This window comes from Idiomarina sp. HB, assembly GCF_048059115.1.
Classification (GTDB): Bacteria; Pseudomonadota; Gammaproteobacteria; order Enterobacterales; family Alteromonadaceae; genus Idiomarina; species Idiomarina abyssalis.
This window is the reverse complement of the sequence record NZ_JAYLVU010000002.1, coordinates 503,667-523,827: the sequence shown is the minus strand read 5'-3', so window position 1 is coordinate 523,827 and position 20,161 is coordinate 503,667. Positions and strand designations below refer to the sequence as shown.

Genomic DNA, 20,161 nt, shown 5'->3' with positions numbered 1-20,161 from the left:
ATCAGAATACTGTATTAAGCATTCAACAGTTATTACAAGGTAGCACAATGACAACAATTGGCTGGCAAGAGTGGGGCGTACTTCCTGAGCTCCATATTAACCCAATTCATATGAAAGTTGATACTGGCGCGAAAACTTCGTGTTTGCATGCATTTAAATTAGAGCCATTTGAGCGTGACAATAAAGAGTGGCTGCGCATTTATATGCACCCGGAGCAAGGTTCACTGCGCGAGCAAATTTGCGAAGCACCGGTATTTGATAAACGTGAAGTGACCGATTCCGGCGGTCACACCGAGACCCGGTATGTGATCCGAACACGTTTACAACTGGGTACATTTGACGAGCTGGTGGAACTGACGTTAACTAACAGAGACACTATGAAATTTCGGATGTTATTAGGCCGACAAGCCATGCGTGGACATTTCATCGTCGACCCACAGGCCTCTCACTTATTAGGAGAACAACCATGAGAATTGCGATTTTGTCGCGTAACTCAGCGCTTTATTCAACACGCCGTTTGGTGGAAGCCGCTGAACAGCGTGGCCATGAGGTTGACGTACTTAACCCATTGCGGTGTTACATGGACATCAACGCACGCGAGTCGTCGATTCACAAACACGGTAAAGAACTGCCCGTTTATGACTGCGTGATCCCCCGTATTGGCGCGTCTGTTACTTTTTACGGCACAGCAGTGCTGCGCCAGTTTGAGATGATTGGCAGTTACCCATTAAATGAGTCTGTCGCCATTTCCCGTAGCCGCGACAAATTGCGCTCGCTGCAGCTTTTATCGCGCAAAGGTATTGGCCTTCCAACCACAGGCTTTGCCAGTCAGCCGCAGGACATTCCGGACTTAATTGACATGGTCGGCGGTGCGCCGCTGGTTATCAAGTTGCTGGAAGGCACTCAGGGTATTGGCGTTGTTTTGGCTGAAACTCGTCAGGCTGCGGAAAGCGTGATTGAAGCTTTCATGGGCCTGAAGTCGAACTTTATGGTGCAGGAGTACATTAAAGAAGCCGGTGGGGCTGACATTCGCTGTCTGGTTATTGGTGACAAAGTTATTGCGGCTATGAAGCGCCAGGCGAAAGCTGGTGAGTTTCGTTCTAACCTGCACCGCGGCGGCAGTGCTTCGCTGGTAAAACTGACACCCGCAGAGCGGGCAACGGCCGTTAAAGCAGCTAAGACTATGGGTCTGAATGTGGCTGGTGTGGATATCCTGCGCTCGAACCACGGGCCATTAGTCATGGAAGTGAATTCGTCACCCGGCCTTGAAGGCATAGAGCAAGCAACGGATAAAGACGTTGCCGGGCAAATTATCAGCTTCCTTGAGAAAAATGCCAAAGCCCATAAAACCCGTACCAAAGGGCGCGGCTAGAATGAAGCGTTTTGAAATTGGCGGTCAATGTGTAGAGCCCGGTTCGCATCAGCACATTACGCTGCCGGCGCTGCGTTTATACAACGACGCGCCGCTGGATCTACGTATTGATGTGTTTCATGGCACTAAGCCTGGCCCAGTATTACTGGTCAGTGCTGCCATTCACGGCGATGAACTGAATGGCATTGAAGTTTGCCGGCGTTTGATCAACACCGTGGATGCGCGCGAACTCAGCGGTACGCTGGTGGTAGTGCCTATTGTGAACTTATTTGGCTTTATTCAGCAGTCGCGCTACCTGCCTGACCGACGCGACTTGAACCGTTGCTTTCCGGGCTCAGAGCGCGGTGCAATGGGCAGTCGTATGGCCTATTTATTCAGTGAAGAGCTGGTAAAAAAGTCCACTCACATAGTGGATTTACATACCGGCGCCATTAACCGCAGCAACCTGCCACAAATTCGTGTTGATGTTGAAAACGAGAAAGCGCTGGCAATGGCAAAGGCTTTTAGTACCCCTGTTATTCTCCACTCGAAAGAGCGCGATGGTTCATTACGGTCTTTCGCCAACGAGCTCAACATTCCGTTGATTTTATACGAAGCCGGCGAAGCACTGCGCTTTGATGAAGCCTCGATAAGTGCCGGTGTTATTGGCGTACAGAACGTTATGAAGCACCTGAAGATAATGAAGGGCCGACGCCGCGGGCGCCGCGTTACCCCCGTTATTGCACGCCGTTCCACCTGGGTTCGGGCAGAGCGGGATGGTCTTATCATTCCAAAAGTTGAGCTGGGTCAAACCATTCAGAAGCAGCAAGTATTAGCGTTAAGTGTAAGCCCTCACGGTGGCGAAGGTGATGAGGTTGAATCTCCGGTGCGCGGTATTATCATAGGCTGCAGTAATATTCCGGTAGCGAATGAAGGCGAAGCCTTATTCAACGTAGCGCAATTTGATAAAGATACTATGTCGGATGCGACCGAAAGTGTGGGATCCTTTACTGAGGTGTATGAAAACAAGCCGTATGAGCAGTAATTTAGCAGACATTGATTTTAGTCAGGGCCTGCGCCATTGCGATGGTCAGGACAGTTTATACCGGGAAGTGCTGGTCTGTTATCTGGACCAGTTCCGTCCTCTGCTTGACGCGAACACACTACTAACAGACTCTGAGGCAGCGCGCTTACAACTCCATACGTTAAAAAGTTTGAGTGCAACGATAGGCGCCGCACCTTTAAGCAAATTGGCAGCACAACTTTTTGCTAAATGGCAGCAACAAGATGAACAACAACGCGCAGAAGCGATTAGACAAGTTAACACCAACCTGGCTTTAGTTAATGGCCAAATAGAGAACTATTGCAACAACGTTAATTTGGCCGATTAAAATTAATACAAAAGTTACTTAATATTCGTTAAAATGGCCCGATAAAAATAACAACAGCGATTAAAAAACAGGCGCCTTATGTCCAGTCCGGTCAGTTTCCGGGTTTCTGAAAGAGATGTTTACATCATTATTGATGCCGGTACACGTCCTTCAGAAGTCAAAGCAGAGCAGTTACAGAAAGCGTGGCAGGCTTCTGACTATTCGGCTGCAAAATTGCTGGACCCTCAAATGATGGCGCAAACCGCCACAAAATATGCCCAGCACTTCAGTAAAGACAGCAACAGCAGCATTTCTTTTCAGGTTATTATTGCCGAAATTTTTGACGCCGATCTGAACTTGCAGGTCAGCGACGATGACATGAAAGTAACCGCCAGCGGTATTGTTGGCTTTGGCGGTAAGGCGCTAACTCAGGAAGCAATAATAGCGAAGCTGAAAGAGAAGAAGGTAACTTCCGGTATTCAGCGCAAAGCCATTGATGCTTTGGTTGAACACACCAACGAAGCCCCTCCGGGTGCGGAATTATCAGTAACCGTGGCCAAAGGCAAATACCCCATAAACGGCAGTAATGCCAAGTTTAAGCCGCTGGCAGATGATGCCCGCAAGCGCGTACTCAGACCACAGCTTCGCGAAGACGGTACCGCCGACATGCGCGACTTAGGCGCTCAGGTTACTGTTGACCCGGAACAGCCGTTACTGCAAAAGATCCCTCCCAGCAAAGGCCGACCAGGTTTTACGGTTTTTGGCCAGGAGTTAGAGGCCCATGACGGCGAGGATCGCGACTTTAAACCCGGGGAAGGTACCCGTGTCAGTGAAACCGACAGCAATTTAATTGTTGCCGACCGTACCGGCATGCCCAGCTTTAACGATAACAGCGTGCAAGTTGACGATGTCATGCAACTAAATAATGTCGATGTCTCCACCGGGCACGTGAAATTTAAAGGCAGCGTCATTGTTAGTGGTAACGTCAGCGAAGGCATGAAAGTCACCTGCTCGGGTGATATCACCGTAGGTGGTTATGTCGACTCAGCTGAACTTTACGCCGACGGCAATATAACAGTACGCAAAGGCTGCATTGGTCGCCTGCTGAATTCCGGCGAAACCGCAGAGCATGACGAAGACGCCGATGACTGGATACCCGACGTTTCCACCAAACTGGTAGCGGGTGGCTCAATTTGGTGCGCCTATGCCCAATATTCCTGTTTAGACTCGCAAAATGGCGTACATACCGACAAGCAGCTGACTCATTGTCATGTCATAACCAAAGGTCAGTTGGCTATTGGTGGTGAGGGTCGCAACGCCCGCGGTAAATTGATAGGCGGCACCATTGAAACCTGTGATCACATTTATTGTGGCCAGTTAGGCGCACCTGCCGGAACCAAAACACGAATATACTGGTCATTGCCTCCGGTTGACCCACAGTCACTGGAACACTTAAAAAATATGCGCAGTGTGTTGGCTAAAACTCTGGCACGAATAAAAGTTGTACAACAGGGGCTGGACCGTTGCAAAACCTTGGAAGACGGTCCTAAAAAGCTTGAGTACGAGACCAAATTAAAAGGTGAGCTGCGTAAGCTCAAAGCGCGTATTGTTACTACCCGCATCAGCATCGACTCTGTACTGGAAGCGTTTGAGAACCATCCGGTACTGCGTACTATGGTCAGTAAAGAAGTGTTCCCCGGCATTTTGTTTATTTTTAAAGAAAAAAGCCTGCGCATAAAAGAACATCGCAATGGTACAATGTTCTTACTTCAGGACAAACAACTACGAGTAGACAGTCTGGTCTAAGCGGTAACTACTATGTCATCTGCAATTCTTTCTATGCTTGGGAGGCAATCCTCTCAACCCTGGACTTATGGTTCGTTGTTAGTGATTCACCCGGGCGGAGCAGAACTGGCAGGCCTGAGCAATAGTTCGGCCTGGTGTTTTCATGCCGGCCATGCCGATGCCTGGAAAGCGGCCGGACACAACGCTTTTTGTCAGGCACAGGCACCCGATTTAACCGCTTACGACGGCGTGTTAATGCTGGTAGCCAAAGAAAAAGAACTTAACCATTACTTATTAGAGCAACTGGCACTATTGCCGGCCAATACCCCTGTTTGGTTTGCTGGTGAAAAACGCTCCGGCATTCAGCCGTTAATGAAAAAGTTACCTGACTGGTTGCAACCGCCTCAGAAGCTGGCTTCAGCTAACCACTGTTTACTGTTTGCCAGCGCAAGAAACCATCAGGTACATGAACCGGCTCCTTTGGCCAGTTATGCTAAAACTCTGACTTATGAGCTGTATAACCAGCAGAAGTCTTTTGTCACTTTACCGGGTGTTTTCAGCCGTGAGCATATTGACCCTGCCACTCTGCTGCTGTTGCAGCATATTAATGATTTGCCCAAGGGCCGGGGCCTGGACTTTGCCTGCGGAGCCGGTGTTATTGCTCAGCAAGTTTCGCCACTGACCACTGAACTTATGGCGTGTGACGTGAGTCCTATTGCCATTGCTGCCAGCAGAATGACGTTGGAAAAAGAAGCAATAAATGCGGAGTTGCGTTTAGCCGACGGGATACCAGAAGACGCCGGACAGTTCGATTTTATTATTAGTAATCCGCCGTTTCATACCGGGCAGAAAACCGATTATGAAATTGCCCGGAAATTTATCAAAGATGCAAAGCAACACCTTAATAAACAAGGCGTTTTGAGAATTGTGGCAAACCGCTTCTTGCCCTGGCCCGAGGTTATTGAATCGGCTTTTACGCACTGTGATACCATTGCCGATGATGGTCGCTACCGCGTTTACCATGCAACTTATCGATAAATAACCGATTTTTCTGTTTAACCAATGCCTTTTTTGTTAACGCTTTGCTAACATCAATATACAAATAATTTTTTCAGAGACTGAGCCGTAGACTGAATGCATACTATTTCACTGAAGCGCATACTGATTTATATCGTGTTGTTGGTCACCAGCTTCGCGCTTCTTGTCGGTTTTACCGTCAATATTGTTAGCCAGGTTGCTCAGTACGAGAAGTCTCTGCATGAGCAGTCGCTTTCGTACGCCCGCATAGTTGCCGGTAATGCAGCCAGTAGTCTGGTGTTTAATGACAACGCAACCGAAAAGCAACGGCTAAACTCACTGCAAAACACTGACTTTATTCAGCACGTTCATGTCTACAAACTGGATGAAACCAGTAACGAGTTGACCTTTTTCTCCAGCTACAACAAACAGGGACTGGCTCCTATTCCGGCGCGCTTTTCAAAACTCGACCGACTGACCTCGCCGCAAATTCAGGACAACTACATTGAAGTGTCGCAGCCTGTAGTGCTGGATAGCGAAGTAATCGGTTATGTTTACTTACGTGGCTCACTGGAGCAGGCCCGTTTATTTATGTGGCGCTCTATTGGCATAGCCGCTGTGGTATTTGTGCTGACACTGCTGCTTTGTTGGTTAGTGACTCTGCGTTTAAGAAAAACCATTGTGACACCGCTCGACTCAGTCGTGGATGTCATTTCTCAGGTAGCGCGGGACAAGAATTACTCGCTGCGCCTGGCACCCTCGCAGCTGGTAGAGTTTGACATGATGGCACACGCCTTTAATACCATGCTGGACAGAGTGCAGCAGCATATCAGTCGTCAGCGCCGTGCCGAAGAAGAAGCCAGTCAGTTAAATACCGAGCTGGAGCGGCAGGTAACGCAGCGCACTCAAGCGCTGAAAGAATCGAACAGTGAGCTGTTAAAAACGCTGGAGCAGTTGCACCAGTATCAGGGGCAACTGGTTGAGTCGGAGAAAATGGCGTCGCTGGGCGACATGGTTGCCGGCATAGCGCACGAAGTTAACACACCCATTGGTTTGTCAGTAACGGCTTCGACCTTATTGCAGGACAAACTGACCGTTATGCAGGAAAAGTTTGACGAGAAACGCATTTCAACGTCTGAATTTGAGCGCTTTTTGAGTGACTGTGACGAAAACCTGCAAATTATTTACCGCAACTTAGGCCGCGCCGCCGACTTAGTGACTAGCTTTAAGCAAGTGGCCGTTGACCAGTCATCGGAAGTGGATCGCGACATTCATATTCCGTCTTTTATGAACGATGTTCTTATTTCGGTTAAACCGCGACGCCTTGACCCGGAAAAATTCCCAATTCGAATTTCTTGTCCGGACAACCTGACGGTACGCGCTAAGGCAGGACCGCTGAACCAGGTGCTGATAAATCTTATTGTGAACTCCATGATCCACGCTTTTGACGGCTACGACCACGGGCAAATTGATATTAGTTTTAGCATGCAGAACGACTCTGAGCTGGAAATGGTTTACGCCGATAACGGCAAAGGCGTGCCGAGCGATATCAGCCGTAAAATATTTGATCCCTTTGTCACCACCAAACGAGGTTCCGGCGGCAGTGGTTTGGGTCTGCATTTAGTTTATAACCTGGTGACTCAGGTATTAGGCGGTAACATTCACTTCTTTAGTGAGGAAAAGAACGGGGTGGAGTTTATTGTTCGTTTTCCCGTCACTTTAGTCAGCAATGCTTGAAAAATCTCAAACAAAAGTCATAATGTAACGTCATAACTTTTATAAATATAAGTTCAACACCGTACGCACAGCGACGAACTTTCCGGGAAAATCAACGCTTATGAATGCCAGAATATTGATTGTTGAAGACGAAGTTGTTACTCGCCAGACTCTTACCCGTCTATTCCAACAAGAAGGCTACGAAGTTTTTGATGCAGCTGATGGCCTGCAAATGGAAAACATCATGCGTCAGGAACGTGTTGATGTCGTAATCATGGACGTTAACCTGCCAGGCAAAAATGGTCTGGAACTTGCCGAGTCATTACGCGAAAGCGACAACATTGGCTTAATTTTCTTAACCGGGCGCGACAGCGAAGACGACCGCTTATTGGCTCTGGAACTGGGTGCTGATGATTACCTCATTAAGCCTTACAACCCGAAAGAGCTGACTATTCGCGTACGCAACCTGTGCCGTCGCATTGAAGCTTCACGCTCAAGCAATCCGGTTGAAAACAACAGTGTTGAGTTCCAGTTCCACGGTTGGCGTTTAAACAGCGACAGTCGCTGCCTGTACTCACCGGAAAACCAGATGTTCCGTCTGCCGAAAAGTGAATACCGCGCGTTAGAGCTGTTTTTGTCAAACCCGGGCCGTATCCTTGACCGCGAAACACTGGTTAAACGTATGCTGGACCGCGAACTTCGTCCAAATGACCGTACAGTTGACGTTGCCATTCGCCGTATTCGTCGTCATTTCGAGTCACACCCGGAAACGCCAAACCTGATTACCACCATCCATGGTGAAGGTTATCGTTTTATTGGTGAGGTTGATCAGCAAGCTCAGTGATGCTTCGCTAACCAGGCGTCAATTTGCTGCCGGTGCGGAATGACCGCATCGGCCCATTCTATTAACAGGCGTTCTGCCACTGGCCATTCCCAGTCTTCTTTCTCTACTCTTTCCATGTTTTTTGACAGAGCCGTTAAACCGACCGAACTACAAGCACCTTTCACTTTATGTGCCTGCTTGCGTAACTCGTCTTCGTTGCGTTCTTTAGCTGCCTGATGCAGTAGCTTAGCGTAGCTTTGAATAATACCGTCAAAGGTTGTAAGGGTTGCTTTTATGCCCTCGGCACCCAGAGTATCCAGGTATTGTTGCAACAGTTCGGTATCGATATCCGATTTTTCTGCCATCTTTGTGTGCTCCATCAATCCAAAACCCTATCCTCGGCGTATTCCTGTTTTGAGTCAACCACTGTGCACAGTGCACAGATAGAATCGATTAGGGCAATCGGTGTCACCTGGTTAAATTCTGCGATATAATGCCCACCTTTAGACTGAGCCAACTTGATCAAGATCAATCTGGCCGGACAATATTCACGAGACTTGGAGTTCACAACGAATGCCAACAGTTATGCCCGACGTAGCCAACCAAACGCAGGCCCAGACAGAGGGAGCCCTCGATTGGGTTGGCATGAGCAACATTGAAGTTCCACTTATGGTAGCCGCCGCCGGCGTACCAGAGCGCCCTGTGGCCGCTAAAGTGGAAGCTTTCGTCAACCTGAAGAACCCGAAAACCAAGGGTATCCATATGTCTCGCTTGTATTTATTGCTGGACAAACTCTCGACCGAAGGTGAACTCAGTCATGATACTTTGAAGCAGCTGCTGAATGACTTTATTGAAAGTCATAAAGACATCAGTGATCAGGCCTTTATTAAGTTTGATTTTGACTACCACTTACGCCGCAAGTCGCTGATAAGCAAAAAACAGGGCTGGAAAGCTTACCCGGTGACCTTAACCGGTCGCTACGATGCCGGAAAACTAAAGCTGGAGCTGTCTGTTGATGTGCCTTACTCGTCAACTTGCCCGTGCTCTGCAGCGTTAGCGCGTCAGTTAATTCAGGACGCCTTTAGTGCCCAGTTTGCCGGTCAGGAACAAGTTGATGCAGCCACCATGCACGAATGGTTAGGTTCGACCGAAGGTATTGTCGCTACACCACACAGCCAGCGTTCAATTGCTGAAGTTAAAGTGGCATTGAGCGAAAGCGTTACTGACTTTCCTATTGTGGAACTGATTGACGCTGTTGAAGATGCGCTGAAGACGCCGGTTCAGGCTGCAGTGAAACGTGAAGATGAGCAAGAGTTTGCCCGTTTGAACGGACAAAACCTAATGTTCTGTGAAGACGCATCGCGCCGCTTACAGCACCAGTTGAACCAAATGTCACACTTCCGTGACTTCTGGTTACGAGTGAACCACTACGAGTCGTTGCACGCACACGATGCTGTCAGTGTCACCACCAAAGGTATTCCGGGTGGTTATTCAGCCTAACCCGGCTTAAATTAATTCCATAAGCAGCCATTAGTGGCACAGCTTTTGCTTCACACCTCACAGAGCGTCAATTTTCTGATGAGGTGTGAAAATGGAAATTATCTTGTTGTTGTTTGTTGTTGTATTAATTGCGGTGGCCGTTATTGCCAGCCGAATGTCCGAAAACTACGTCCCCTACCCTTATAGACTAAAAGATACGACCCTGTGCACGGCTCAGGAAGACCAATTTTTGACACTGCTGGAAAAGTCGGTCGGCGATGATTTCCGTATTTTCACTAAAGTCCGCTTAAGCGATATTGTTACCGTGCGTTCCGGCTTGTCGGCAACTGCCCGTAAAGACGCGCACAACAAAGCCAGCCAGCGTATCCTTGACTATGTACTGTGCGACATTCACACCATGCAGGTAAAAGCTGCCATTGAGCTGGAACCCGGACAGTCTTCGCTGAATCAGCAAAAACGTAACTTGTTTTTGAAAAATACGTTAGCCGCAGCCGGCTTGCCGTTCCTGCGCTTTAAAGCCAAGCCGGGTTACCGTGTAGCTGAGCTACACGACTACATTCATGGCAAAATTCGTCAGGCCGAGCACGTTCGCGCAGCCGTACCAACCAATAGAGACAAAGATAACCAGCCGATTGCCGCTTAACCATGTCCGTGGCAGTATAGCTGCATGAACACGGAGCTTTTAAACGACATTCTGTTATCCCCTGTGACTCTCGCTCTGCTGGCATTGCTGGCAGAGCGCTGGTTTCCGTGGCCGGAACAATGGCATCCACTTGCCGTTTTCCGGCTAATGGCTTCCTACATGAGCGGCAAGGTGAACAAACCCGGACGCCCGGTCAGCCAACAACGTATTGCCGGTTTTCTGGCCTGGTTAACCATGTCACTGCTGGTGCTGCTGCCGGCGGCTATTGTCTTTGCCGGTGCCGAAGTGGAACTTGCCATTGGCTGGCTTATTCTATTGGTCAGTTTACGTCAGCAACCCGTTACTCATGCGGTGCGCCTGGCGGACAGCCACTTACAGCGGGGTCGTAAAAATGCCGCCCGCGCCTGGCTAAGCCGCGTCACCTGGCGCGACTGTGACTTACTCAGCGAACACGGCATTGCAAAAACCAGTCTGGAATTACGTGCCGCCAGTATTTTAGAGCACCGCTTCACCCCTTTATTCTTTTGGTTTATTGGCGGCCCTTTAGCAGCGCTTGGCGTACGTACTGTCTATGAATTGACTCAGATATGGCCCATTGCTCAGGCCCGTTACCGCCATTTTGGCCTGGCAACTCACTGGCTGTACACCATAAGCCACTTTTTCCCTTCGTTTTTACTGTCGCTGGCAGCGCGTTTTATGGCGTTGTTTCAGCCCAACAAGCCCAAACTGCAGTCGCTAAACCGTAACCCACTGTTCCCGACTGTGCTGCTCAGTTGGTTACAGAGTTTCAGTTATTGTCACCGGGTAAGCCTGGGCGGGCCTATACAAGTTCAGGGAATTCGTATTGCGCGACAGCGTTTTGACGGCCGTCCGGCAGAGTTGTTATTGCCCCGGGCGCAGCGCTGGCAAAGGCAATGGCAGATCTTTTTCATTGCTTGTCTGGTTATTGCACTTTTTGCTCTGTTCATTTATCGACCCTGACCGACTCATCGGGTATACTACGCGCCCTAATAAGGCAACCATTTAATACTATGAAAACCATTGATGTAATCGGCATTGGCAATGCGCTGGTGGATCAGGAGTTTGAGGTCACTGATGACTTCCTCCAAAAGCACAATTTGAAAAAAGGCATGATGGAGCTGATTGACGAAGACGCTCAAAATACTCTGATTGCCGAACTCAGCGAACTGGGTGAATTAAAAAAGCAGTGTGGGGGTGGCTCAGCCGCTAACTCGCTGGTGGCTTTTGCTCAGTTTGGCGGAAAAGCCTATTATTGTTGTAAAGTTGCAGACGATGAAGCGGGTATGTTTTACCGTCAGGACTTAGAACAAGTGGGTATTGAAACCAGCCTTAAAAAGCAGCAGAACCCGGGTATCACCGGTCGTTGCCTGGTCATGGTTACCCCGGATGCTGAACGCACTATGCGTACACACCTGGGCATTACCGCTGACTTGTCCACCGTTGAAATTGATGACCATGCGATTGCAGCAGCAAATTACCTTTATATTGAAGGTTATTTAATTACCTCGGAAATTGCCCGTGGTGCTATTCAGCATGCTAAAAAAGTGGCGCGCGATAACAACACCAAACTGGTTATGACCTGCTCTGACCCGGCAATGGTGAAATTTTTCCGCGACGGCATTGATGAAATTCTTGAGGGTGGTGTCGATTTAATGTTCTGTAACCGTGAGGAAGCAGAATTATTAACCGGTAAGGACGATCCTCAGGCGGCTTTAAGCGTATTACTAAAGCAAGCCGACACGGTTGCAATTACTCTGGGCAAAGATGGCGCCTTAATTGCTAACCGTGAGCGTCAGGTTCATGTTCCTGGGGTGCCGGTTAAAGCTATTGATACCAACGGTGCCGGCGATATGTTCGCAGGTGCTATGCTGTACGGTTTAACCCGTAATATGCCGTTAGAAGACGCAGGCCGTCTGGCCAGCCACGCGGCCGCTGAACTGGTTACCGAATTTGGTGCTCGACTGGATAAAGAGCGTCAACAGCAGTTAATTGAGCGTGTTATGAAGGCTCAAACCGCCTGAACTCATTACAAGTTCACCGACAAGATCACTGAAAAAGAGAGTCGCTATGAGTGTAGAAAATTCGCAAGACTACAAAGTTGCAGATATTAGCCTGGCAGAATGGGGTCGCAAGGAAATTGCGATTGCTGAGTCCGAAATGCCGGCGCTGATGACTATCCGCCGTAAATACGCTGACAGCAAACCACTGGCCGGAGCCCGCATTATTGGTTGTATCCATATGACCATTCAAACAGCCGTGCTGATTGAAACCTTGCTTGAGCTGGGCGCAGAAGTACGCTGGTCGTCGTGTAATATTTTCTCTACTCAGGACCACGCTGCTGCCGCTATGGCCGCTGCCGGTGTTCCGGTATTTGCCTGGAAAGGCGAAACTGAAGAAGAGTATGACTGGTGCTTAAAGCAAACTTGCCACAAAGACGGCGAGCTGTGGGATGCCAACATGATTCTGGATGACGGCGGTGATTTAACCCTGATGATCCACGACGAATTCCCACAAATGCTGGACAAAGTACACGGCATTACCGAAGAAACCACTACCGGCGTTCACCGCCTGCTGGATATGCTGGAAAAAGGCACTTTGAAAGTTCCGGCCATTAACGTGAACGACGCCGTAACTAAGTCAAAAAATGACAACAAATACGGTTGCCGCCACTCGCTGAACGACGCTATTAAGCGTTCAACTGACCACTTATTGTCAGGTAAAAAGGCTCTGGTTGTTGGTTACGGTGATGTGGGTAAAGGTTCTGCCGCAAGTCTGCGTCAGGAAGGCATGATTGTTAAGATCAGCGAAATTGACCCAATTTGTGCTATGCAGGCTTGCATGGACGGCTTTGAAGTGGTTTCTCCTTACATTGACGGTAACAACAAAGGTAATGGCGAGAACATTAACAAAGACTTGTTGGGCAATACCGACCTGATTGTCACCACAACCGGTAATATGGACGTGTGTGACCGTTATATGCTGGCAGCACTTAAGCCTACCGCTCTGGTTTGCAACATTGGCCACTTTGACAACGAAATTGACACGGCCTTTATGCGCAAAAACTGGCGCTGGGAAGAAATTAAGCCACAGGTACACAAAATTTATCGCTCAGACGATGATAACGACTACCTGATTCTGCTGGCCGAAGGCCGCTTGGTGAACCTGGGTAACGCAACCGGTCACCCAAGTCGTATTATGGATGGCTCTTTTGCTAACCAGGTACTGGCGCAGATTCACTTGTTTGGACAAAAGTTTGCCGACATGGACAAAAAGCAGCAGGAAGAATACCTGCGCGTAGAAGTTCTGCCGAAGCAACTGGACGAAGAAGTGGCACGTTACATGGTGCAGGGTTTTGGTGGCGTTATCACCAAGCTGACAGCGGATCAGGCCAACTACATTCACGTTGATGCAGAAGGTCCGTTTAAGACAGACGAGTACCGCTACTAATGAGCGATATCATTTATCGTGAAATAACGGCTGCCGATATGGCGGCCGTTATTGATCTGGCCAACGAAGTTCATGGTGACAACTACCTGAACGAAGACAGTTTTCAGCAGTATTTAGCCGGCGGTACCGCTGGTAACGTACAGTTGAACTGGATAGCCCTGCGCGGCGATACACCTTTAGGTATAAGAATTACCCTGGCCCCCGGACAATGGCCCATTGATGATTTTTGCACCCCTGACGCCTGGCCAATTCCGGCCGACAAACTGTGCTACTTTAAATGCGCCGCCGTATCGGAAAAGGCACGTGGCTTAGGCATAGGCAAAGAGTTGCTGTATCGCAGCATAGCTTCAGCCAAAGAGCTGGGCTGCCAGGGTGGCTTAGCGCATATTTGGATGCAAAGCCCCAAAAACAGCGCCTATGAATATTTCACCCGCTGCGGCGGTGAAATGATTAAACAACACGAAAAACGCTGGTACAAAGCCTCAGTAGAAGACGGCTACTATTGCCCTGTGTGCGACGGCACCTGCTACTGCGACGCCGGCGAAATGCTGCTGAAGTTCGATACGTAAGTCGAGCGCTGAGGTTGCATGGGCTATTGTGGAGGACGCCCGTGAATACATCCCTGTAGGGCTTGGGCAGCGCCATCCATGCCGCTGCACACCTCCACAATAGCCCATTGCAACCGTCGGGCGCGCTCTCTACCCGGCATCTCACGTAATCGCAGCAATTTATCGTAAACATGGATATGCTAGAAGGACAGGTCATTCACTTGAGAGCGTTACGAGTGTTGAAGGCCTCTGTGGCGGAGTGTCGAAGGCCATGGATGGCCTTCGTCAAGCCCTCATGGATGAGCTCGTCGCGTCTCCGCCACAGAGGCCTTCAATGCTCAAGCGAAGCAAGTGAATGACCTGTCCTTCTCTGCTTTAATAGGTGGTGATTATGTATGATTCTTTGGTTAATGCGCCTCCGGGGCCTCATGATGCTCCTGAGCCTAGTTATTGGCAGCAGCATACGCAGGCCAATTTTCCGGAGTGTGTTGATGCGCCGGAGGAAGTAGAGTTTGCTGTTATTGGAGCTGGGTATACTGGTTTAAATGCAGCCCGGGTTCTGGCTGAAAACGGGCACTCTGTTGCGGTGTTTGAGGCTAACCAATTAGCCTGGGGGTGTTCCTCCCGTAATGCTGGCTTTGTAATGAAAAGTACCGGTCGACTGGGCTTGTCAGCCTGGGCTGAACGCCTGGGCAACGAAGTTGCGCAAGGCATTGCCGCCGAACACCAGAAAGCGCTGAAGCTGGTTGAGGAAACGGTACAGGAGTGCCCTCAGCATTGTCAGCGCCAAAACGGTGGTTATCTGAAAATAGCGCATAAACCCGGCGCCATTGATCCGTTAAAGAAACAGTATGACCAGCTCAAACAATTTAACCAGCCGGTGGAATGGCTGACGCAAGAGCAATTGAGCAACCTGGTTTCCAGCCCGCAGGCTCATGCGGCTTTACGCTTCACCGACTGCTTTGCTCTGAACCCTATGTTATTAGCTGCCGCCACCGCCCGACGGGCCGTTGCAGCCGGTGCGCAGTTAGTTGAGCATTGCCCGGTAACAAAGGCGGTGTCGCTTGGCGGCAAAGGCGTGTATTTGCAAACCGCTAAAGGCGCTGTACGCGCCCGTAAGCTGTTAGTTTGTTCTAACGGCTATACCTCAGGGCAATTACTTCCGGAGCTTGCCAGTCGCTCGCTACCGGTACTGTCGAGCATTATTACCACCCCACCTCTGAGTAAAGAACAAGTTGAAAGCATTAAGCTGTCACCCCAGTACGCCATAATGGATACTCGCATACTGAAGTACTACTTCCGCTTACTGCCGGATAACCGCTTATTGTTTGGCGGCCGCGGTGCCATACAGGGGAAAAATGCCGCCGATGCTGTTTATGCCAAACGTCTGCTAACGGCTCTGCACCAGACCTTTCCGCAACTGCGGGATATCAACAAATGGGAACACTTCTGGAGTGGCTGGGTTAGTGTATCACTGGACGATTACCCGCGAATAGGCAAAGTAAAAGACAATATCTACGCCAGCATGGGTTACTGCGGCGCCGGTGTTAGCTTTACCGCCTTAGCAGGCCAGCGACTGGCAGAAGCCGCCATGGAACAACCCCTGCCCGAGCTACCGTACTACCAGTCACAACTAAAGCCCTTCCCACTGCCGCGCTTCCGCCGCCTGGGCCAATGGCTTTACTACCACTACGGCCGCCTACTCGACTGAGACGGGACAGGCTATTCACTTGTTTCGCTTGAGCATTGAAGGCTTCTGTGGCGGAGACGCGACGAGCTCATCCATGAGGGCTTGACGAAGGCCATCCATGGCCTTCGACACTCCGCCACAGAAGCCTTCAACACTCGTAGCGCTCACAAGTGAACAACCTGCCCCTTTAGACTCTCTCATAACGGCTTAAGTCGCTTCTTATCTGAAGCGGAAGATAGCGAGCGCGCCCAACGGTTACACAGGGCTATTGTGGAGGTGTGCAGCGCCATGGATGGCGCTGCCCAAGCCCTACAGGGATGTATTCACGGGCGTCCTCCACAATAGCCCTTGTAACCTCAGCGCTCGCTATTCTCCTCAGCTACAGGCCGAAGACGATTTTTTCGCTTTTGAGCATTCGGGCTATGTATTTCATGAGCAGCAATGCGGCTGCCAGGGTGGCAATTGCGCTGATGACCGTTCCCATGACGTTTACGTTTTCGCCTCGTATCAGTGACAGAAATGCCTGATGCTGACCGGTTAGCGGGAGATAGTAAAGGATTGGGTTTTTAAGGCGTGCGAATTCCACACCAAAAGAAGCTGCCATTGGAATGATCAGCAAGAAGCTGATGTAGGTTTGTGCTTCTTTGAAGTTCTTCGCCCGGAAGGACACGAACAACTGCAAGGCGGTAGCAAAGAGAGCTAACGGCACCAGCAGTATGAACATCAACGCCATCATACCGACACTGAAGTTCACGTTCATGCCAATTTCATGCAATGGCACGTAGGCAAAAATAATGGGAATAAGTACCAGTGACAGTATTGCCCCGAACAATGAGAAGGTTGTTGCAGTCAGTGCTTTACCGGTCACGATATCCCAGGTACTTAGTGGCTGACTCAGCAGAAACTCCAGTGAGTTACGCTCGCGTTCACCTGCACTAATGTCTATGGCGACGTTCATGCCGGACCAGAACACGGACAGAATAATAAAGACCAGCACACTGCCCATGATCAGAGCCGCCTTTGAGCCACGGGTTGCCAGGTCCTGTTTCTGCAGTTGTACCGGCTGAATCACGCGTGGGTCGACGCCGCGCAGTGTTAAACGGTATGCGGCTATTTGGCTTGAATAAGCCTGCACTGCCTGCTCTATTCGCTTAATATCGGTTTGCTGTTTTTGTGCGGACCAGTCTGCCCGTAAAGTCACTTCTACTGGTTCTGCTTTACGAACGCTTTCCTGCCAGTTTTCAGGCAAAGTAAGGACTATAGGCGTTTCGGTTTTTGCCCATTCACCCTGCTTCTGGACGACGCCTCGTTCATTAAGAAAATCAACCAGTTGTGGTGCGTTTTCTTCACCTTCAATAGTAATTTCAATGTCGGCTTTATCGGTCAGTTGCGTAATCAGAAAAAAGAATGCCACGGCCATTAACAGTGGTCCGAAAAAAGCATAAGACATAGCTGCCAGAACGGAACGCTTGTCTCGAATTGCATCACGAAATTCTTTTTTCCATACAGAGGTTAATGCACTCATCAGGCTGCTATCCCCTCGTCAGTACCAATTATCTTCACGAAGGCATCTTCCAGTTGTGGCTCGCCTGTCATGTCGCACAGCTCTTGTGGGGTTCCTTCTGCGGCAACTTTGCCGTTTGCCATAACCACCACCCGGTCACAAAGTGCTGCAACTTCCTGCATTACGTGGCTGGAAAACAGAATGCAGGTACCCTGCGCACGCTGCTCGCGCAGCACGTCTCGTAAAATACGGGTACTCATTACGTCCAGTCCGCGGCTGGGCTCATCAAGAATCAAGTGCTTAGGGTTATGCACCAGTGCCTGTGCCAACGCTACTTTCATTCTCTGGCCTTGCGAAAAACCGGCTGTACGTCTGTCGGCCAACTCTTTGATGTCGAGCTTTTCTATCACTTGTTCGACAGCTTGCTTTTGCTTGCTACCGGTAAGACCGTGAAGTCCGGCGAAGTAAGCCACTTGCTCACGTACCGTCAAACGCTCGTAAAGACCGAATTTGTCGGGAAATATGCCCAGATTACGGCGGGCATCAATGGGGTTCTGATTCGCATCGACACCTTCAATTTCAGCTTTACCGGTATCGGCCTGCAGTAATCCGTAAATAATACGCAAACAAGTGGTTTTACCGGCGCCATTAGGGCCAAGGAGCCCGGTAATTTCACCGTCTTTTGCCTGAAACGAGAGCGAATCCAGCGCTTGCACATTTTTAAATGTTTTTGTTAGTGCATCTACGTTTATCATCCCTTATAGCCCCGCTGCATTTTGGTTCAGTACGAAAGGCTTAAGACTCTGCTTAGTTAAGCAACTGCCATCTATATTTTCGATTGAGCCCTGCTCAATAAAATCCGCAACAAGTTGATTCGCACATGTATGGCTGGCAATGGTATGGCCTGCGTTTGGCGCAACTAAGTGCTTACTGTTGGGCAAAGTCCGGTGTGCAATCTCTCCCCATTCAGGCGGTGTTACCGGATCTAACTCACCGGATAATAACAATACCGGTTTGTCGCTAACGACAGGATCAGACCAGTAACCAGGTACACTCGATGAGCGCCAACCCGCACACATATCAACAAAGGCGTCGCCGGTGCGACTGCCAATAAATTGATTGTCGCCGTCTTGCTCAAGCAGCTCTGGTGTGGCTCGTGGTAGGTCTTCAGAACAGACGACCGACAACATCAACCCCAAATAGATACTGCTTTGAGACATGGTGCCACCCATGAGTCCAAGAATGGCATGGTAGTCTCCTGCCGCGGCAGAGTGGATAGCATAAGGTAAAAGCTGACGAGTGTTCGGGTGGTATAAAGCCACTCGCATAATGGAGCTGAAACGCCCTGGTGTCAGTTTAATTTCGAGAGGCTCGAAGGACAAAGGATCACGTGTTTCCAATAAGATATTCTGAGCTTCGAGTTCAGCCATCACCTCATAATATTCTTGTTCAAGCTTTGGAAATTTCTCACGGCACGCAGTTTGTTCTGTGCAGTCTTCTAACATGGCGTCAAATGCGTCAGCACCATGTTGACCAAAAGGACCAATAACAACCTGAGGTGGTGCAATTGCATCTAAAGTAGCGGTACGAACTGAGCCTGGAGCTTCACGCAAATAAGTCAGCCCTACCCGGGTGCCGTATGATCCGCCATACAAATTCAGTTGCTCAATTCCTAAATGTTCACGTACCCGTTCGAAGTCTTTTACCGCATTAACGGTGTGATATTGCGTTGTATCAGTATTAGGGTATTGCTTCAGGCATTCACGGCTCAACTCTGCAAGGTCTTGCTCATCGTCAGCGCGAATGAGTTCATCTGGCCGCTCGATATCGCATTTCAACGGATGACTTTTCCCTGTGCCGCGTTGATCGATTAAGAGAATATCCCGCTTCTGGCGCACTCCCTCAAACATTCGCGCTATCATTGGCGCAAGCTCTGTCGCCGCCTGCCCGGGCCCGCCTGCGAGAATAAGCATTGGATCAGCCTTGGCGCCTTCCTGAACTGCCGGCAGTACGGCGTAATAAATGCCGATATGCTTGCCTTCAGGCTGGTCATAATTTTCCGGAACTGACACCGTTCCACAATGCAATTGTTCCTGCACGCCGGGAAGATAACAGCTTGCAGCTTCGGTTGTTTTTGTCTGTGCCAAACTGCTCAGCGGAGCTAACCCCAATAACAGTACCGGCAAAGCTCGTGCCATCCATTGTTTCATAACGATTCCGTTTGTTTGCGTAACGGATCTATTGTCGTAGAGAACGGGGAAGAATTACAAGGTAAGTTACTGATTGAATTGTTAGAAGATGTAAAAAAGCCCGCAAACAGCGTTTGCGGGCTCTTGAAATACGCAATAAGTCTTTTAATTAAAAGCCAGCGCGTTCTTTAATTGCCTGAGCGATGGCGGTGTCGCCATGACCGTTAGACTGAGCCCACTCGTAGTCGCCTGAGCTTTGCAGTTCATCTACTGACAGACGACCAACGATGAAGCTACCAATTTCTTGTGAGCCGTTCGCCATTGCGAATTGCAGTAAGCTTTGTCCATTACACTGGATGCCGCTGTAGATATCACGTACACGGACACGAGAGTCACGCAGTTTCTTACGCATACGCATGGTGTCGTCACCTTGTACGTATGTGCACAAGCTCAAAGCTAATTCATTTGCTTCTGCGCTTTTTGAGAATGTTGCGCCTGTCGCTGCAACAGCAGCCATCAAGGTGCCTAATACAATCGCTTTCATGTAAAACCCCATC

Annotated in this window: 20 protein-coding genes; 15 read left to right on the top strand and 5 right to left on the bottom strand. The window is 49.6% G+C overall.

Features of this window, described 5'->3' with window-relative positions:
• The first annotated feature begins 47 nt into the window (after positions 1-47).
• From VBY75_RS08295 to arcA, 8 genes are all read left to right on the top strand, one after another.
• On the top strand, positions 48-470 hold the full coding sequence (locus VBY75_RS08295) for an ATP-dependent zinc protease (protein ID WP_222236490.1): 423 nt from the start codon (positions 48-50) through the stop codon (positions 468-470).
• Positions 467-1,372, top strand: a complete 906-nt coding sequence (gene rimK / locus VBY75_RS08290; RefSeq protein WP_222236488.1) for a 30S ribosomal protein S6--L-glutamate ligase — start codon at positions 467-469, stop codon at positions 1,370-1,372. The genes VBY75_RS08295 and rimK overlap by 4 nt, the downstream gene beginning before the upstream one ends.
• Position 1,373: 1 nt before the next feature.
• The gene (locus tag VBY75_RS08285) at positions 1,374-2,396 is read left to right on the top strand and encodes a succinylglutamate desuccinylase/aspartoacylase family protein (RefSeq protein ID WP_222236487.1); all 1,023 of its coding nucleotides are present in this window, start codon (positions 1,374-1,376) and stop codon (positions 2,394-2,396) included.
• Positions 2,386-2,742, top strand: coding sequence for an Hpt domain-containing protein (locus VBY75_RS08280; protein WP_416511954.1), 357 nt, complete (start codon positions 2,386-2,388; stop codon positions 2,740-2,742). Before VBY75_RS08285 ends, VBY75_RS08280 begins: the two co-directional genes overlap by 11 nt.
• A 78-nt stretch (positions 2,743-2,820) precedes the next feature.
• Positions 2,821-4,527: a DUF342 domain-containing protein gene (locus tag VBY75_RS08275; protein WP_416511952.1), complete on the top strand. Its 1,707-nt coding sequence runs from the start codon at positions 2,821-2,823 to the stop codon at positions 4,525-4,527.
• A gap of 12 nt (positions 4,528-4,539) precedes the next feature.
• Positions 4,540-5,544, top strand: coding sequence for a methyltransferase (locus VBY75_RS08270; RefSeq protein ID WP_416511950.1), 1,005 nt, complete (start codon positions 4,540-4,542; stop codon positions 5,542-5,544).
• 96 nt (positions 5,545-5,640) lie between these two features.
• A complete protein-coding gene (locus VBY75_RS08265; protein ID WP_199493710.1) occupies positions 5,641-7,260 on the top strand; it encodes an ATP-binding protein in 1,620 nt (539 codons plus the stop codon).
• 100 nt (positions 7,261-7,360) lie between these two features.
• Complete coding sequence (arcA, locus tag VBY75_RS08260; RefSeq protein WP_054491171.1) at positions 7,361-8,083, top strand: two-component system response regulator ArcA; 723 nt, start codon at positions 7,361-7,363, stop codon at positions 8,081-8,083.
• Here arcA and VBY75_RS08255 read toward each other — a convergent pair.
• Positions 8,077-8,427 (bottom strand): Hpt domain-containing protein, encoded by a 351-nt coding sequence (locus VBY75_RS08255; protein ID WP_054491172.1) that lies wholly within the window; start codon positions 8,425-8,427, stop codon positions 8,077-8,079. The two genes, arcA and VBY75_RS08255, sit on opposite strands and share 7 nt — an antisense overlap.
• Before the next feature lie 208 nt (positions 8,428-8,635).
• On the opposite strand from VBY75_RS08255, the gene folE2 reads away from it, so the two are divergent.
• The 7 genes from folE2 (at position 8,636) to VBY75_RS08220 (ending at position 15,932) form a co-directional block, all read left to right on the top strand.
• On the top strand, positions 8,636-9,562 hold the full coding sequence (gene folE2, locus VBY75_RS08250; protein ID WP_278355551.1) for a GTP cyclohydrolase FolE2: 927 nt from the start codon (positions 8,636-8,638) through the stop codon (positions 9,560-9,562).
• Between the two features lie 91 nt (positions 9,563-9,653).
• Positions 9,654-10,205, top strand: coding sequence for a DUF2726 domain-containing protein (locus VBY75_RS08245; RefSeq protein WP_054491174.1), 552 nt, complete (start codon positions 9,654-9,656; stop codon positions 10,203-10,205).
• A 24-nt stretch (positions 10,206-10,229) separates the two neighbouring features.
• Entirely contained in the window at positions 10,230-11,186 is a 957-nt protein-coding gene (locus VBY75_RS08240; protein ID WP_416511946.1) for a cobalamin biosynthesis protein CobD/CbiB, read from the top strand.
• A 50-nt stretch (positions 11,187-11,236) separates the two neighbouring features.
• On the top strand, positions 11,237-12,247 hold the full coding sequence (locus VBY75_RS08235) for an adenosine kinase (protein WP_273023692.1): 1,011 nt from the start codon (positions 11,237-11,239) through the stop codon (positions 12,245-12,247).
• 46 nt (positions 12,248-12,293) lie between these two features.
• Entirely contained in the window at positions 12,294-13,673 is a 1,380-nt protein-coding gene (gene ahcY / locus VBY75_RS08230) for an adenosylhomocysteinase (protein WP_224797873.1), read from the top strand.
• A complete protein-coding gene (locus VBY75_RS08225) occupies positions 13,673-14,242 on the top strand; it encodes a GNAT family N-acetyltransferase (RefSeq protein ID WP_199493704.1) in 570 nt (189 codons plus the stop codon). Before ahcY ends, VBY75_RS08225 begins: the two co-directional genes overlap by 1 nt.
• A 370-nt stretch (positions 14,243-14,612) precedes the next feature.
• Entirely contained in the window at positions 14,613-15,932 is a 1,320-nt protein-coding gene (locus VBY75_RS08220; protein ID WP_416511943.1) for an NAD(P)/FAD-dependent oxidoreductase, read from the top strand.
• Between the two features lie 358 nt (positions 15,933-16,290).
• On the opposite strand, the gene VBY75_RS08215 is transcribed toward VBY75_RS08220, so the two are convergent.
• The 4 genes from VBY75_RS08215 to VBY75_RS08200 all read right to left on the bottom strand — a co-directional run bounded on the left by VBY75_RS08215 (position 16,291) and on the right by VBY75_RS08200 (position 20,148).
• On the bottom strand, positions 16,291-17,436 hold the full coding sequence (locus VBY75_RS08215) for an ABC transporter permease (RefSeq protein WP_416511941.1): 1,146 nt from the start codon (positions 17,434-17,436) through the stop codon (positions 16,291-16,293).
• Positions 17,436-18,170: an ATP-binding cassette domain-containing protein gene (locus VBY75_RS08210; protein ID WP_416511939.1), complete on the bottom strand. Its 735-nt coding sequence runs from the start codon at positions 18,168-18,170 to the stop codon at positions 17,436-17,438. The genes VBY75_RS08215 and VBY75_RS08210 overlap by 1 nt, the downstream gene beginning before the upstream one ends.
• A 3-nt stretch (positions 18,171-18,173) precedes the next feature.
• Positions 18,174-19,625 (bottom strand): alpha/beta hydrolase, encoded by a 1,452-nt coding sequence (locus VBY75_RS08205; RefSeq protein WP_271331869.1) that lies wholly within the window; start codon positions 19,623-19,625, stop codon positions 18,174-18,176.
• 148 nt (positions 19,626-19,773) lie between these two features.
• Positions 19,774-20,148, bottom strand: coding sequence for a DUF3718 domain-containing protein (locus VBY75_RS08200; protein WP_199493701.1), 375 nt, complete (start codon positions 20,146-20,148; stop codon positions 19,774-19,776).
• Positions 20,149-20,161 lie beyond the last annotated feature (13 nt).

What these genes read in the sequence shown, in the direction of transcription:
- VBY75_RS08205 (WP_271331869.1), bottom strand. Translation starts at nt 19,625, where the DNA reads ATGAAACAATGGATGGCACGAGCTTTGCCGGTACTGTTATTGGGGTTA.
- VBY75_RS08270 (WP_416511950.1), top strand. Translation starts at nt 4,540, where the DNA reads ATGTCATCTGCAATTCTTTCTATGCTTGGGAGGCAATCCTCTCAACCC.
- VBY75_RS08220 (WP_416511943.1), top strand. Translation starts at nt 14,613, where the DNA reads ATGTATGATTCTTTGGTTAATGCGCCTCCGGGGCCTCATGATGCTCCT.
- VBY75_RS08245 (WP_054491174.1), top strand. Translation starts at nt 9,654, where the DNA reads ATGGAAATTATCTTGTTGTTGTTTGTTGTTGTATTAATTGCGGTGGCC.
- VBY75_RS08240 (WP_416511946.1), top strand. Translation starts at nt 10,230, where the DNA reads ATGAACACGGAGCTTTTAAACGACATTCTGTTATCCCCTGTGACTCTC.
- VBY75_RS08265 (WP_199493710.1), top strand. Translation starts at nt 5,641, where the DNA reads ATGCATACTATTTCACTGAAGCGCATACTGATTTATATCGTGTTGTTG.
- VBY75_RS08285 (WP_222236487.1), top strand. Translation starts at nt 1,374, where the DNA reads ATGAAGCGTTTTGAAATTGGCGGTCAATGTGTAGAGCCCGGTTCGCAT.
- folE2 (WP_278355551.1), top strand. Translation starts at nt 8,636, where the DNA reads ATGCCAACAGTTATGCCCGACGTAGCCAACCAAACGCAGGCCCAGACA.
- VBY75_RS08255 (WP_054491172.1), bottom strand. Translation starts at nt 8,427, where the DNA reads ATGGCAGAAAAATCGGATATCGATACCGAACTGTTGCAACAATACCTG.
- arcA (WP_054491171.1), top strand. Translation starts at nt 7,361, where the DNA reads ATGAATGCCAGAATATTGATTGTTGAAGACGAAGTTGTTACTCGCCAG.
- rimK (WP_222236488.1), top strand. Translation starts at nt 467, where the DNA reads ATGAGAATTGCGATTTTGTCGCGTAACTCAGCGCTTTATTCAACACGC.
- ahcY (WP_224797873.1), top strand. Translation starts at nt 12,294, where the DNA reads ATGAGTGTAGAAAATTCGCAAGACTACAAAGTTGCAGATATTAGCCTG.
- VBY75_RS08295 (WP_222236490.1), top strand. Translation starts at nt 48, where the DNA reads ATGACAACAATTGGCTGGCAAGAGTGGGGCGTACTTCCTGAGCTCCAT.
- VBY75_RS08200 (WP_199493701.1), bottom strand. Translation starts at nt 20,148, where the DNA reads ATGAAAGCGATTGTATTAGGCACCTTGATGGCTGCTGTTGCAGCGACA.
- VBY75_RS08210 (WP_416511939.1), bottom strand. Translation starts at nt 18,170, where the DNA reads ATGATAAACGTAGATGCACTAACAAAAACATTTAAAAATGTGCAAGCG.
- VBY75_RS08280 (WP_416511954.1), top strand. Translation starts at nt 2,386, where the DNA reads ATGAGCAGTAATTTAGCAGACATTGATTTTAGTCAGGGCCTGCGCCAT.
- VBY75_RS08225 (WP_199493704.1), top strand. Translation starts at nt 13,673, where the DNA reads ATGAGCGATATCATTTATCGTGAAATAACGGCTGCCGATATGGCGGCC.
- VBY75_RS08275 (WP_416511952.1), top strand. Translation starts at nt 2,821, where the DNA reads ATGTCCAGTCCGGTCAGTTTCCGGGTTTCTGAAAGAGATGTTTACATC.
- VBY75_RS08215 (WP_416511941.1), bottom strand. Translation starts at nt 17,436, where the DNA reads ATGAGTGCATTAACCTCTGTATGGAAAAAAGAATTTCGTGATGCAATT.
- VBY75_RS08235 (WP_273023692.1), top strand. Translation starts at nt 11,237, where the DNA reads ATGAAAACCATTGATGTAATCGGCATTGGCAATGCGCTGGTGGATCAG.